Origin of the sequence: Rossellomorea pakistanensis (genome assembly GCF_016908495.1) — a bacterium.
Taxonomy (GTDB): domain Bacteria; phylum Bacillota; class Bacilli; order Bacillales; family Bacillaceae_B; genus Rossellomorea; species Rossellomorea pakistanensis.
This window is the reverse complement of sequence record NZ_JAFBDZ010000002.1, coordinates 568,725-583,817: the sequence shown is the minus strand read 5'-3', so window position 1 is coordinate 583,817 and position 15,093 is coordinate 568,725. Positions and strand designations below refer to the sequence as shown.

11 protein-coding genes are annotated in these 15,093 nt (G+C 37.7%); 1 reads left to right on the top strand and 10 read right to left on the bottom strand.

The features are described 5' to 3' along the window. Window positions 1-353: 353 nt before the first annotated feature. The 7 genes from JOC86_RS10490 to JOC86_RS10460 form a co-directional block, all read right to left on the bottom strand. Window positions 354-1,232 (bottom strand): TVP38/TMEM64 family protein, encoded by an 879-nt coding sequence (locus tag JOC86_RS10490; RefSeq protein WP_239587521.1) that lies wholly within the window; start codon window positions 1,230-1,232, stop codon window positions 354-356. Window positions 1,233-1,804: 572 nt separating this feature from the next. Continuing rightward, complete coding sequence (locus tag JOC86_RS10485; protein WP_205171923.1) at window positions 1,805-3,052, bottom strand: MFS transporter; 1,248 nt, start codon at window positions 3,050-3,052, stop codon at window positions 1,805-1,807. A 511-nt stretch (window positions 3,053-3,563) separates the two neighbouring features. Next, window positions 3,564-4,556, bottom strand: coding sequence for an ABC transporter substrate-binding protein (locus JOC86_RS10480; RefSeq protein WP_205171920.1), 993 nt, complete (start codon window positions 4,554-4,556; stop codon window positions 3,564-3,566). Between the two features lie 362 nt (window positions 4,557-4,918). After that, window positions 4,919-6,526: a M20/M25/M40 family metallo-hydrolase gene (locus JOC86_RS10475; protein WP_205171916.1), complete on the bottom strand. Its 1,608-nt coding sequence runs from the start codon at window positions 6,524-6,526 to the stop codon at window positions 4,919-4,921. A 98-nt stretch (window positions 6,527-6,624) separates the two neighbouring features. Then, a complete protein-coding gene (locus JOC86_RS10470; protein ID WP_205171913.1) occupies window positions 6,625-8,040 on the bottom strand; it encodes an amino acid permease in 1,416 nt (471 codons plus the stop codon). A gap of 55 nt (window positions 8,041-8,095) precedes the next feature. Further along, a complete protein-coding gene (locus JOC86_RS10465; protein WP_205171911.1) occupies window positions 8,096-8,857 on the bottom strand; it encodes a dimethylarginine dimethylaminohydrolase family protein in 762 nt (253 codons plus the stop codon). Between the two features lie 146 nt (window positions 8,858-9,003). After that, the gene (locus tag JOC86_RS10460; protein WP_205173491.1) at window positions 9,004-9,879 is read right to left on the bottom strand and encodes a dimethylarginine dimethylaminohydrolase family protein; all 876 of its coding nucleotides are present in this window, start codon (window positions 9,877-9,879) and stop codon (window positions 9,004-9,006) included. Between the two features lie 166 nt (window positions 9,880-10,045). On the opposite strand from JOC86_RS10460, the gene JOC86_RS10455 reads away from it, so the two are divergent. Then, window positions 10,046-10,783, top strand: a complete 738-nt coding sequence (locus tag JOC86_RS10455) for an IclR family transcriptional regulator (protein ID WP_205171908.1) — start codon at window positions 10,046-10,048, stop codon at window positions 10,781-10,783. Between the two features lie 174 nt (window positions 10,784-10,957). Here the strand turns inward: JOC86_RS10455 and JOC86_RS10450 are convergent, their stop codons facing one another. From JOC86_RS10450 to JOC86_RS10440, 3 genes are all read right to left on the bottom strand, one after another. Further along, window positions 10,958-11,854 (bottom strand): ROK family protein, encoded by an 897-nt coding sequence (locus JOC86_RS10450; protein WP_205171905.1) that lies wholly within the window; start codon window positions 11,852-11,854, stop codon window positions 10,958-10,960. A gap of 11 nt (window positions 11,855-11,865) precedes the next feature. After that, entirely contained in the window at window positions 11,866-13,272 is a 1,407-nt protein-coding gene (locus tag JOC86_RS10445; RefSeq protein WP_338021752.1) for a glycoside hydrolase family 1 protein, read from the bottom strand. Window positions 13,273-13,605: 333 nt separating this feature from the next. Further along, window positions 13,606-15,066 (bottom strand): ABC transporter substrate-binding protein, encoded by a 1,461-nt coding sequence (locus JOC86_RS10440; protein ID WP_205171899.1) that lies wholly within the window; start codon window positions 15,064-15,066, stop codon window positions 13,606-13,608. Between the last annotated feature and the right edge of the window lie 27 nt (window positions 15,067-15,093).

The following is a 15,093-nucleotide window of genomic DNA, read 5'->3' as shown; positions in this document are numbered from 1 at the left end:
TTCCTGACTCTTAGTTTTGGGCAGCCTTTGTTTTTATCATTAATTTCAGAATTGTTAGGTTGGATTCCGTTTTGAATCGTTCCCCTACATTTTTACATGTGCATAAATTTGAAATCCTGTGCATTCACTCTAAATTTTCGTGCATAAAATCAAAAAGTTGTGCATCCCCACTTTCAAGACAAGGAAAATGATGATTCTCCTTTTGATGTAGTGAGCTGGAATGATTTTATCGTTTGATTTCTATAAGGAAAAACAAAGAATGAGTGGAAAATTCAATCAAAAGTTAGTGAATAGAACATCATATAATAAGGGAATTCTTTTTTGTGTTTACGGTTATCCTCAAATTCTTATAACTATTTCTCGAACCCTTCCTCCGGTTTATTTTTTATTAAAAACCTTTTTATTATATAAGAAGCAACAAAAATTAAGCCTATTACAACGGAACAAGCAAGAACCAATTCTGACCTTGATAACGAAAGCATTTTGGCAAACTGAACGGAAAAAGCTAAAAGTGAGGATGTGATGAACTTAGAAATGAAAGCAATCCATAGGAATCTCTTGAAGGTTACACCACCAATACCTGCTCCGACACAAATAATTTCATCTGGTAAAATAGGGACAATGAACAGCAGTACAAGGATTAACGTCTCATTCTTCGCCACATATTCTTGATATTTTTTCAAATGCTTTTCTTTTACTAATTTTGAAGCTAGCTTCGTTCCCCCTATTCTGGCTATGAAAAACATCGCCACTATTCCTAAAATCGTTCCGAGGAAACCTAGACAAGCGGCAATCAAAGGTCCGAAAACAGCACTTCCTGCAGGGATTGTTACAGCCTCTGGTAACGGTAAAATAATGGGTTGGGCAAAGCAAATCAAGAAAAAAATCAGCTTTGCTGCAGCTAAATTTTCTCTTAAAACATTTTCGACTCCATACGTATCAGTTAGTACTAAAATTTTTGTCATGTAAAAAAGGAATATAATAACAAAAACAAAGGAACAAGAGACAATCAAAGCTACTTTTGTTATCTTATATAGCTTTTTATTATTTGATAAGACAAAGGATAAATTAAGAAGCACAATCCCTAACATAATAAGTACAAAAGCAACCTTATATACTGGTAAAAGCGTAGGCAAAAAGGCAAATAACAAATAGGTGGTTATGGCTGATAATGCAAGGTTCAACAAAATTTCTAAAGAAAACTTGTATTTTTCTTTTATCAAATGAAACAACCCTCTCCACCTTTATAAGGTTAAAAAAACTCACTTTACTTTATTTTAGAAGAATTCCGCTAAAAATTAACCCTACTCTAGGATTAAATGAATCTAAGACTCCAGACTTATAATTTTGTTTTTCATAAAGTAAGAACTTCCTATAACTAGAGAACGTAACGACCTTGGGACTAATCAAAAAATAATACTATTATAAAGATTGATTCCAATAAATGTAATCTAAAAGAAAACAAGCCCCCTATAATCAGGCTTGTTTTCTTTATATAAGAGTGCTTATACTTCTTTAATCAAACGTTTGATTAAGAGGTAAATGTCTTGAATCCCCATCTCTACACCCTACTAAAGGCAGTATTGACCACTTGAATTCAAAATTCAACTAATAAGCGTAATGGGTTTATCAGCTTAAATAATGTAAAATTCCGTAAATTAATATGATGCATTATAAATTCGAGCTCCTTTGTTGACTCCATTTTGGATCTTCTCGACTTTATGGCATTAAAGAACTCTTTTCTTATCGCCATTTCCCCTTCCATGCTTATTCACGGCATCAGTCGACCCTTTATGCTCAACCATTACTGCACCTCCACTTTCGCCTTTTTGTCCTGACCAGGATGATTAGGCATAATTAGCAGGGGAAAGATCAGGGCAATGCCGATCACAAATAGGATAGCTGCTGCTTGATAGGCTATCGTAAGACTCATTAATTCCTTCAAAACCCCAGCCAAACTCATCATGATGACCATTCCTCCCATGAAGAGTGGAGTCATGATCCCATTTACCCTGCCCACAAAGTTCTCCTCCGAGTTTTCTAGAATCATCGTATTAATGCTGATTTGAATGGCTGGTAACATTAGTCCGTTAAAGAACTGGGCAACGAGAGTAATCCAGACCACGTTTGAAAATCCTACAACGGAAATCATAACAGCATCCACCGCCATACCAATGGCAAGCATACGGATGGGTGAAACCTTTTTGGATAAGGCTAACGCCATGATACCGCCGATCACCATCGCAATCCCATTGACTGCCAATAGCCATTGAAGAAACTCTTTAGGCATTCCTAATTGTTCTGTCACAATGAAGATTCCTAGAGGCTGAATAAGACCAATCGCCAAACCAGCAACAAGGAAGTTTCCGCCTAGAATCGTGAGAAACCGATTGTTCTTTACATATTTAAAGCCTTGACCAAGCTCTTGTAGAAGAGTGGTCTTCTCTTCCTTTTCTTCCTCAGTCTTATCAGCTGGAAGGAATAGAAGGGCACCCGCTGATAACAGGAACATCACTCCTGTAATCGCAATGGATAAATAAATCCCATATTGCTGGAAGACAAATGTACCTATAATAGGACCGATAATCATGAATATCGCGAACATCGTTTGATAGATAGACATCCCCATTTGAAGCTGTTCTTTCGGTACATGAATTTTAAACAATTTCATCCCTGACGGCTGTGAAAACTGCGATAAAATCGCGGAAAGTAACATAGCGAAAAAAACCGCATGCCAAGTAGCAAACATAAGCGTAGCAAGCACCGAAAAGACAGAGATCGCACTTAATAAATCGCACCAGACCATTGTCTTCTTTGGTTTCCAACGATCAGCGAAAGTCCCTCCAATGATTGAGAATACAAAGATTGGAGCAAATTCTGCAACCGATATCATCGATACCGCCAAAGGATCTCCGTTTGTTTTTTCCATTACAAACAATAATACAGCAAAGTTTCGAATCCAAATTCCAAGTTGAAGAAATAACCCAGAAATTAAAATAGCTCGGATGAAACGGTTTTTAAAAAAAGCCGACATATTCGTTGATTTCTCCATCGCCTTTATCCTCCAATTGTTCAATAGTCTACCTTATTCTTTTGTTAAGTCTTTATTTATTGTCTGTCATCCCCCGCTTTCATCACCAATAAGAACATCCTATGATGATCACCTTTTCAAAATAGTGATCTCCCTTATTTACAAATTATATAAAACCAACACTGACAGCACTATGTCAGTAGATTTAAATTTGACCAAAAAGAAATATTCACGTTTTCCAACCCCGATCATACTAATCTCTCTAAATCGTACGTCGCTTACAAGCACAATAAGATTTTTCATGAACTCATTACCATTGGATAATATTCCTACATTTATGTTTTATGACAGAATTATGCAGAACAAACATATAGTCCATTTTCCTACTGGAAAGAAAAAATATCCCTGTTTCAAAATCGACAAAAAAAGCTTGTAGACCTTCCTGACTTCTCAGATTTGTCTACAAGCTAAAAGCATCTCTAAATCTTTGCAAGATTGATCGAGATTGAATTTTGATGAACATTCTTAAATGTTATTCACCTACAACTGTTGCGTCTTTCATCATTTCTTCTGTCAAAGTAATTCCTTCTTTTTCGGCTGCTTTTTTGTTAATCACAAGCTCAAGATTTTCAGGGAAACCAACAGGAATCTCGCTCGGTTTTTTCCCTTCGATAATATCAACGGCCATCTTACCTGTAGTCATCCCTAAATCATGATATTCAAAACCGTATGAAGCAAAGGTCCCGCGTTTTACTGAATCGCTTTCTCCCACAAACGTAGGGATTTTTTTCTCATTTGCTACTGTAATGACAGATTCAAGCGCAGACACGACCGTATTATCCTTTGGTATGTAGAATACGTCAGCACGTCCTACTAATGATTCTGCTGCTTGTTTCACCTCTGAACTAGTAGAAACTGTTGTTTCCACCGCTTCTAGGCCGATTTCTTCCAATGCTTTCTTTGCATTCTCTACGTTTACAACCGAGTTAGGCTCTCCATCGTTATAAATGATCCCAACCTTTTTAGCGTCAGGGATAAATTCATTAATAGAATCAATGGTATTTTTGATGGCTTCTGGATGTGTATCAGATGTTCCTGTCACATTTCCACCTGGTTTCTCTAAGCTTTCAACAAGGTCAGCCCCAACTGGATCCGTAATGGCCGTGAACAATACCGGAATATCCTTTGTTGACTGAACGACAGCCTGGGCGCTTGGTGTGGCGATAGCTAGAATTAAATCACTTTCTTCAGCAACTAATTTATTCGCAATCGTCATATTATTGTTCATATCATTTTGGGCATTATGGTAATTAATCTCCAAGTTCTTCCCTTCTTCGTAACCAGCTTCTTTCAGTGCTTCAATAAACCCTTCCCTTGCAGCATCTAAAGAAGGGTGTTCAACATGTTGTAAAATACCTAATTTCACTACTTCCTTTGCTTCTGTACCGCTTTCTTCACTCCCAGAACCACAAGCAGTGAGCATTAATAACACTCCACATATTAACAGTGTCAAAACCTTTTTCATTTTGTTCCCCCCTTGAGTCTAGACTGACTTTTCCTCGAAAGCTTTACAACGAATAATCCTTTCTCTAAATTCCCTCGCTAAACATTTAGATAATTATTAATATTTAGATAATATCATGTCTACTATTCTAAAAACAATAGAAACTAACCGATTGTCTATTCAACGTTCTCTTTTAAAAAAATTTGACTTACAACACATGAATAAAACTAGGAAACAATAAAAAGAACTTAGTTTAGAAACTAGAATAGACCACCCATAACCGAGGGAACCACATAAAAGAAAACCTTCTATCTAAACAAACAATATGGTTCCTGAACCTTTTAGAACAGCCTAAAATGATTTCAACTATAGAATTATTGTCTCTACTTCCTGCTAATCATATGAATCATTTCTTCTACTAACAATGGCACTTGTTCAAATGCATTTTTAATATGCAAGCGCTCTGTCCGTTTATGGGCGTCCTTCCCGAATGGCCCTATATTTAATACTGGAGCATTCAAACTTTTCATCTCTTTAAATGGCAATGTATAGCTATCGCCCCATACAGGTGTGTTGCTTTCAAATGCCGTCCAACCGTCCCCTGAATCCGTATAATTTACATAGCTTAAATCACAAATCCCATTAAAATAATGAATTCTTTCAGCTGATAAATGAAATTTTTCAAATGCCTTGTCCTTTACAAATTTTATACAATCTTCAACAAGCTCGTCCCCCGTGGAATTAACAGCAGGATAGTAGGGAGGAGCAAATAGAATAATGATACTTGGTGCAAGCTCTTGACATTGAATCATTAGTTTATCCGTGATTCTAAATGACTTTTCGCGATCATCCCATTCTTCATGAGCATAAATTTCCATCTTTACTTCTTCTATAAATTCACTTCCAAACTTATTTGTGGCGTACTCTAGTAAATCTTTATATCGCATGACTTTTACATTCCCAATTGGGTCGACTTTATTTTTTTGGCAAACCTTCAAGTAAGCTTCATTGCAGGCAGTGGCCGCTTCATTTGCTACTTGCTCAAATAGAGTCATGATTTCAGCCGCATTTCGTTCCATAATAAAGACATTATAAAGGGCAGCTGAGCGATAAGGTGTTTGTGTAGAATACTCCAGCCTTAAGTCCTTCTGCTGAAGGGTAACGGGAACTGGTGTCTTTTCATCTAAACTCGTTTCCTGAAAGGTATCATTCCATTCCATTTGCTGGGTTAAAAATGATGCGATATAAGGTGACGTCAATCCACTCAACGGCTCTCCAGCATGTGTTTCTTTCCCATAAAAGAGTGCAGCTGGAAGGATTTTCCCAATAGCTCCTGAGTAAATATAGTAGTTGTGATCCCCTGGCTTTTGCTCGAAAACAGGCTCACCATTTAAAAACAATTTATAAGTAAGATTGTGTTCCTCTTGGAGACCGAGAAGAGTCGGAACCGCATATCGCATACCAGAAGAGTTTACCTCCTCATCTGGAACCGTTAATAGTAGTAAATTAATCGGCCATTTCTCAATACTTGCTTTTTCAATCAGACTCATATGCATAACGAGCCCCATTTTCATATCCATTGTTCCCCGTCCGAACAAATACTCGCCGGATTCTAAATCTTTCAACACTTCATCAAGCAATTCGTCTTGCCTTTCAAGAAATATTTTCGTCAACTCTTCTGGTTGGGTAGCTAACGGTTCAAAATCCCCATATTCTTCAGTATTTACTGTATCAAAATGACTAATTAAACAAATCGTATCTTTCGCATCTGGATGTTTATAAAGTGCCGTCAAAAATTTCCGTCTTAAATCAGCGTTATGAAGGGAGAGGTATTCAGGAAACTCTTGAAAATAATCAAGATCCTGTAATTTTGCTTGTAATTTCATCGGAAACTGACGCTCACCTTCTGAGAATGTCATGCTCTTCCAGCTTACAAGCTCAGTTAGTAAAGCTCTTAATTCCTCAGGTGTACCCCATCTCAAATTATTCATCGTTCGTAACTCCTTTTATGTCATAATGGTGAATGCTAAAACCACTTCAAGATAAAAACAAAGCTTAACAGAAGAAGCAGCTGCCCCTTCTGTTACTATTACATACTATTTTCTTTACTACTATCCATATTTTTTGATAATTCTACTTTTTTTGCAAGTTTAAATTTATAGAATACTATACAGGCAATTAAAAACCCTATCCCATAAAATAAGCCAATTCGCTGTGTAGGATCAAAGGCAAGAAAGACTAGAATCAACAAACAAAACCCTAAACAAAACAATGGAACGAATGGATAAAAAGGAACTTTGTATTGTAAATCCTCTACTCTCCCACCCGCTTTAATAAACTTCCTTCGAAACATATATTGCGATAAGGCGATTCCCATCCAGGAAATTGTAACGGAAATTCCCGCTATCGACATAAGTAAGACGAAAACAGTATCAGCAGCAATGAAACTTGTTAATAACGATAATAGCGAAAAAGATATAGTAAAAAGGAGGGCATTTAACGGCACCTTTCTCTTAGACAACTTACCGAACAGCTTTGGTGCCATTCCATCATGAGCCATCGCCCACAGTAAACGTGTAGATGCGTAAAGACAAGAGTTTCCAACAGAAAGAATGGCGGTTAAAATGATGAAATTCATGATATCTGCAGCATAAGGTACTCCTGCTATTGTCATTAAGGTGACAAAAGGACTTTCTAATAAACCTAATTCTGAAGAAGGAAAGATGGCTGAAAGGATCATGATGGACGCAAGATAAAATACAATAATCCTGAAAAGCACATTACGGATCGCCCTCGGTATATTCTTTTCAGGATTTTCACTTTCTCCCGCAGCTATTCCTATCAATTCCGAGCCTTGATAAGAAAAGATAACATTCATCATGGTGACAAAAACAATCGCTATGCCTGCTGGAAAAAGGCCAGTCGGTGCAAGATTCTCAAGGAAAGGGGTTGGACGATCAGAAAAGGAGACAAAACCAAAGATACCAGCGATTCCAATGAATATAAACGCAATGACCGCAACTACTTTAATTCCGGCGAACCAGTATTCTGCTTCTGCAAAACCTCTTGTGGTCAATGCATTTAATGTAAATAAAAGAGCAATAAACACAGCACACCAAACCCAAATAGGAACATGGGGAAACCAGTGTTTCATTAAAATTCCCGCTGCCGTAAATTCAACACCTGCCGTTGCGGCTGACCCGACAAAATACATCCAGCCAAGAGAAAATCCAGCAGAAGGTCCAATATACTTAGAGGCATATTTTTGGAAGGAACCTGTAACAGGCATATGAACAGCAAGCTCACCTAGGCATACCATCACCATATACAAAATAAGGCCACCGACTAAATATCCTAGCAAAGCTCCTCCCGCACCTGCTTGATTAATCGTATAACCTGCATTTAAAAAAAGACCGGTTCCAATAACGCCTCCAAGCGATAGCATAAATAAATGACGTCTTTTCATGGAGCGATTTAATTGTTCATGGGATTGTAAGTCCTCCATTATCCTAACCTCCTAACCTCAGAATAGTTACTTTCCTTCTTTGAAACAAAATCTATTAGAATCGCAATGATAGACAGCTTAAACCACCGTCTTGCTTTTGAAATTCAGACATATTCAGTTCAATTGTTTGATATCCAGCATCATGAATTTTCTTTTTTGTTTGTTCAAAACCCTTTGGAATAATGACATAATCATTTACTCGTATGCAGTTAGCACAATATTCTTCCTCAGGTGAAACAATGATCTTCTCATATTGTTCAAAATCGGGATGATCAATAAATTCCCCTGCTGCGACTACTTGATTGTTTCCAAGATAGGAGATTCCTGTTTTCAAATGGAAAAATTTCTTTAATGGAACAATGGTTGCTTTGTAATTAGCAGACTCTAAGATTTGTTTCAGTTGGTTAGCTCCTTCTATATTCGTACGATCAGAAATTCCAATATAAAAATGATCCTCAATTTGTAAAACATCTCCACCATCAAGAGTTCCTGGGGCTTTTATATATCGGACGTCATCATAAAACTCCTTTATAACCCGATTCATTTCTTTAATTTCTCCATTTCGTGAATCTGCACCAGGATTAGAAATCACCGCAAAGTTAGGAGTCAGCACCGCTGTATCTTCCACAAAAGTAGAATCAGCAAATTCCTCGTTATCTAAAAGTACTTTGACCTCCACACCACATTTAGCTAATGCCTGTACATATTTCTCATGTTGCTCTAGAGCCATTTCGTAATTTGGTGTACCCAAGTCACTAGTAGTTAGACCATTCACATAGCTAATTGCGGGTTTTTTAACGATTACTTGTTTAAACATTTAAACTCCTCCACCTCTTTTTGATATTAGCTATTTTCGTAAACATAGTTGTTATTTGAATAGGAGTTAGTTGGTTTCCGCTCCAACCACCCTTTTTCCCAAAGATTTATATTCTAAATAAAATCATATAAAAATCAGCCTTGATATTAATTCGTACGAACTACTGGCGAGGTAAGACAAGTTGGTCCACCTGTCCCTTTGAATGAAATTTCATTTCCCTTGTATTCGTAAACCGTTGCCCCTGCCTCTTCAAGCTGTTTCTTTGTGGATGTATTTCCAGAAGAAATCAAACAAACACGTGGTGCAAGTGCCAAAACATTACAGCCAAGGTTGTGATATTCATTTTCAGGCACTTCAATTAATTTAAAATTACGCTTTTGGAGCAACTGCCTAAAAAACACGGGCATCAAACGGGAATAAACAACTGCCAAATCATGGTCGACTATGCTGATAAAAGACATCAAATGAAGACATTCCTCTTCTCCTTGATCATGAGGAAGTTGAACGACAATGAATTCATCCACTAAATCGGCTGTTATTTCTTTTAATTGCCGGATCGCTTCATCATTTGTCCGATAACCCCTCCCCACTACTAAAGTTCTTTCATCCAGCCAGATAATGTCCCCTCCATCCGCCACAGCATTTCCTGTCAGTTCTCCAATGATAGGAATATCCTTCTCTATCAAAAATTTCTTATAACCTTCTGCTTCTGGCTGCCTTAACAATTTCCCAGATTTCAGAATGATAGCCCCCTCTTTTGTGAATTTGACAGGATCGTGGGCATACAGGGAATCCAACCCTGTTTCTTCACAGGCTGGTAAATAGTCGATACGGGGTACATGTTTTTTTAATACGTATAGAAACTCCCCATATTCAATTAAGGACACTTCGAAATTTGGTTCTTCAACATAGTTGTACTTTTTCCATTCATTTTTCAAATGTTCTTGACTTAAAAAAGCATCTCGGGGATGTTTCAAAATGACATGTTCCATCCTATTAAACATTGAGTTACTGTAGTTCATCTTCATCACCTTTTTCCGTTGGGTGGAAAACACTTCCGACCAAAGGAAATGTTCTTGCTTAAAGTATAAATAAGCCATTATAATAATGTCAATATATTTTAAAAAATCAGAATAATATATTTTTATAAATTGAAAGTTTATAATAAACACAAAGGTGGGTTCTCATATGCAATTACTCGATAGAGCAATGAACGTAATAAAAGTGTTAACGAGACACGATGCAAATCAATTTCTTTCAATTACAGAGTTAGCTAAAGAATGTGAGCTTCCCGTCAGCTCTATGCATCGTTTACTAAAGGCAATGATGAAACATGAAATGATCCAGCAGGATCCCGAAAAAAAGCTATATGGACTTGGAAATGCCTGGCTTGAGTATGGTCTAAAAGTGTACGATACCATTGATTATGTGAGTATTATTAGACCGGAATTAGAAAAACTTATGCATTTGGTCAAAGAAAGCGTGTACTTAAGTAAGCCGATAGGCATGGAGGCATTAGTAATCGAACGGATTGATTGCGAACAGAATACAATCCGCATCCATGACCAGCTGGGCCTTCGCACTCCAATGAATATCGGTGCTGGCAACTTAACAATGCTAGCTTTTATGCCATTAGCTCAACAGGAGCAAATTATCGATGAACTCGTTCCGCAGGCTGATAAAAAAAGCCTTTATGAAATGTTAGGGAAAATAAAATTGGATGGTTATAAAGTTAGTCATGATGAACGAACCGAAGGAATTTCTACTGTCGCTGCACCCGTTCTCAATCGTATAGGTGGGGTAGTAGGAGCCGTGAGTGTCAGGTTGATCAGCTACCACTTGACGGAGGATAAATTAGGATTTTTCATCGATAAAGTTGTGAATACAGGGAGAACGATTTCTATGAAATTGGGGTATCAAAACTAATGGAATTTAATTAAGCTGGTTACTGAATATCAGATCAAAAAAATGATTGGTGAGGAACATGCCCCACCAATCATTTTTCTATAAAGACTTATGAACACTACAGCGCCGAAATGAATCGATGATTTCAAGGAGAATTTGAATGAGGGAGGTAAGGACACAAAACTTATGAAATGCCTATTCCCCTCTTCCTCTCAAAAAATGATATAAAGCTCCAACTTGCCCCGACTGATTTCCAAATTGACATCGATCAATAGTCGTCATTTGTAAAATATGAGGATTAATTAATTCTAGTCGCTTCCTAATAGAGACAATGAAATTTTCCTGCACACTAACTCCGCCACCAAATAAGACTTTTTCTGGAGCGAATGTGTGAACAATGTTCGCTGTTCCAATCGCTAGTACATCAAAAAAATAATCCACTTCCTTTTGAATGACTTCATGTCCTTCTTCATAAAGCTTGAAAATCTGTTCTCCATTTAAATTCTTTTTCAACTTTTTATTAATCCGATCAAGTAAGTTCCATGTTGAACCTAACCGACTGAATGTCTGTTCCTCTATTAATCTTGTTAATGGAAATGAAGTGTGGAGCATCATTAAACCGAGTTCCCCTGCCATACCATCAACTCCATGATGGATGTTCCCGTTTATGAAGATCCCTCCGCCAATACCGGTTCCAATTGTCAAGGTTATAAAATTTTGGCATCCTTTCGCATTCCCTCTCCACTTTTCAGCTAATGCTGCACAATTGGCGTCATTTTCTGCTTCGATAGGAACCCCCGCTTCTTCAAGCCGAGACTTAATGTTCACACCGATTAAATCTGTGACCGCGCCTGCATAATGGATATCCCCTGATGCCGGTGTGATGGCTCCGGGAACGCTTAATGCTACGCCTTTGATAGGGTATTGCTCCTGATCTTGCTTGATGATCTCTATTAATAAATGAAAGATATCACCATTTCCTTGGTCTGGTGTGACATGACTTGTCGTTTTATAAAATTGCGCTTTTCCATCCATCACAGCATGTTTTATAGAAGTACCGCCAATATCAAAAACAGAATAATAGTTTATCACCTAGCAACCTCCTAAAAACCATTATTACTTGATAAATTTTTAAACCATTTACCGCTTTTTTTAATCGTTCGTTTATAATCATCCTCAAGCTTAACCGAAACCAATCCGTAACGATTTTTATAAGCATTCAGCCAAGACCAATTGTCCATAAATGTCCAAACATGATACCCTTTCACATTCACTCCCTCTTCCATTGCTTTATGGACCCATTTGAGATGCTCCTTGTAAAAATCGATTCGGTAATCATCTTCAATGATTCCATCTTCTCCGATAAAGCGCCCTTCATTTTCAACACCCATCCCGTTTTCAGCAATAAAACAATCAATATTATCGTAGTTATTCTTAATGTTCATCAGAAGATCATAAATGCCTTTTTCGTAAATCTCCCATCCACGATACGGATTCATTTTTCTCCCATGCATCTCATAATAATCAAAGTAACGTTCTGGTAGAAATGGTGCAGAAGGATTAGGGACGTGTTCTTTCGCCTTAACTCTTCGCGGCTGATAATAATTTATCCCAAGTAATGAAACAGTATTTTCTTTAATTGTTTCCAAGTCTCCACCTGCAATGATTGGGGTGAATCCTTCTTGGTCTATTAATTCAATGAGCTCCTCCGGAAAGGTTCCTTTAACAGAAGGATCTAAGAAGGAGCGGTTGAATAATAAATCGGCCCGATTTGCAGCCTCAACATCCATTGGATGCTGACTACGCGGGTAAGAAGGTGTGAGATTAATGATGATCCCTATCTTTCCAGATAGATTCATTTTTTTATAGCTTTCAATTGCTTTAGCACTTGCTAGAACCTCGTGAAATGCGGCTTGAACGGCTTTTTTAAAGTCACATAGCGCTGGATAGTGAAAACCATATAGATACTGTCCTTCAACTGGAACAACAGGCTCATTATGTGTAAACCAGTACTTTATGCGATCCCCAAATAACTCAAAACATTTTTGAGCATAACGTACATAGGCCTCCACTACCGCTCTGCTCTCCCATCCCCCAATCTCCTGCATCGATAATGGCATATCGAAATGGAAAAGGTTGATAAACGGCTCAATGTCATTTTTTATTAGTTCATCAATCACATTATTGTAAAATTGGACTGCTTCAGCATTTACAGCTCCATCGCCATTCGGAATCAACCTTGACCAAGAAATCGAAAACCGGAAACTATTATGGCCCGTTTCTTTCATTAATTGAATGTCACTTTTATATTGATCATAAAACTGGGAGGTATGCTCCGGTCCCACTCCCTGGAAAAATCGATTGGGCTCGGTTTCATACCAGTAATCCCAAATATTTGGACCCTTTTCACCAAGACTTGCCGCCCCCTCCATTTGAGTTGCCGACGATGCAGATCCCCACCAGAACCCCTTTGGAAATGGATAATCAAGTTGACTTTGTTTCAATTCTATACACCTCTTTTAGATAGTTTAAAAGCTTACTATGTAGAAAAGACGGCAAATAACGACACCCGTCGATTTTCACCGTCAAAAAAGTTACTTATTAGCTGGAGGGTTCAAAACGTAGACATAAACCCATTAAAATGCCTATGAAACACTCACTCTTCAAAAGTCTTCTCTCCGATAACGGGTTTCAGCACTCACAAATCAGGAGCATTAGGGTCCGTCACTACCATGAATAATCATCAAAATGAAGATGAAATTCCTGCCCACCTTAAGCAGTCTTCTCGATGGTAGGGACTGACACCACGGTTTTAAAAGAAAAAGTAGTCACGCTTCCCCAAACTATTCCTGCTCTTTCCTCCACTCATCATACTGCTTTTGCATTTCTTTCAATACTTTTTCAAGACCAGCTTCCTTAAACTTCTTATTGGCCTTTGGTAAGTATTCTTCAGGGTCTACAGAGCCTGTTAAAAGTGGTTTCGCAAATTCACTCGTCACGTTTGAAATCGCAGCAAGCTCTGTACGAACCGGCTCAGGATCAAAGTGGAATCCTAATGTTGGTGCTGGCTTAGACTTCTCATTGAATGCTTTAAATGCATCCCATTTATCTGCTGGGTCATTTTCATATAGAGGCAAGATAAATTGGTTTCCAATCGCAAAGCTTGGCATATTAAAGTTCTTTACACGTGCAGGCAAATCTTTAATTTTTCCATCTTCAACCTCTTCATAGTGAATCCCTTCAATTCCCTTATCTAGTAAAGTACGCAATTTAGAATCCGTGTTCAACAGGTTTAAGAATTCTAAGGATTTTTCAGGATTTTCAGATGTGACCGAAATGGCTTGCATTGAACCTGTCACCGAACCATTAAACGTAATAGGGTCATGTAACGGGCGAACCACTACATCATATCCTGCAGAACGTGACCAGATAAGCTCTGCATATGGCTGATAATGCTCTTTACGAACAAACCAATTCTCAACTTCAAGTGGATATGGATCCGTACTTGTTGCTGCATCAGCTCGGATATATCCTTTTTTATAGTAATCGTGCATGACTTTTAAGGTTTCCATCATTTCTTCTGTTTCATATGGATTGATAATTTTATGATCCTTTGTATTTAAAGGAATGGCAAACGGGTTTTTATCATCGATAATATAGTCAAATGGCATATATGGCGGAAAGAATGTGGCAATTGGATTAAAATCTGGTTCATTTTCTTTCACAATTTTCAAAAATGGTTCAAGATCTTCTAATGAATTAACCTTTGAAAGGTCCATATTATACTTATCAGCAATTCGCTTGTTAAAAACAAACACACTTTGCTGGCCAACTTCTTTATTAGTAGGAACAGCATATAGATGGCCACCGACTTTTGCCCCTTCTAAGAATGCTGGATCAATGGCTTTCTTCATATCCTTACCATGTTTGTCCATCAGTTTATCGAGTTCCACAAACGCACCTTTACGAGCGTTTAGCACATAGTTATTCGCCCATGAGCTTGTGAAAGAAATATCGAATGGTTCCCCAGAAGCGACAATGACCTGCATCTTCTTATCATAGTCACCCCAATCGATCATCGTTAAATCAACTGTTGCATTAATCTTTTCTTTTGTATACTTATTGACTTCTTTCATGACTTTATCCAAATCTTTTTGAGGAGTTCCAATCATATACCACTTGATTTCATAAGGTTTTGAACCCTCTTCTCCATTCGAATTGGCTGAATCACTGCTACATCCAATGAGTACCGTTGATAGACTCAGCATTAAAACGAATAACATTATTAGTTTTTTCCCCATCATAAATCCTCCCTTTGTTTTTAATTGTGA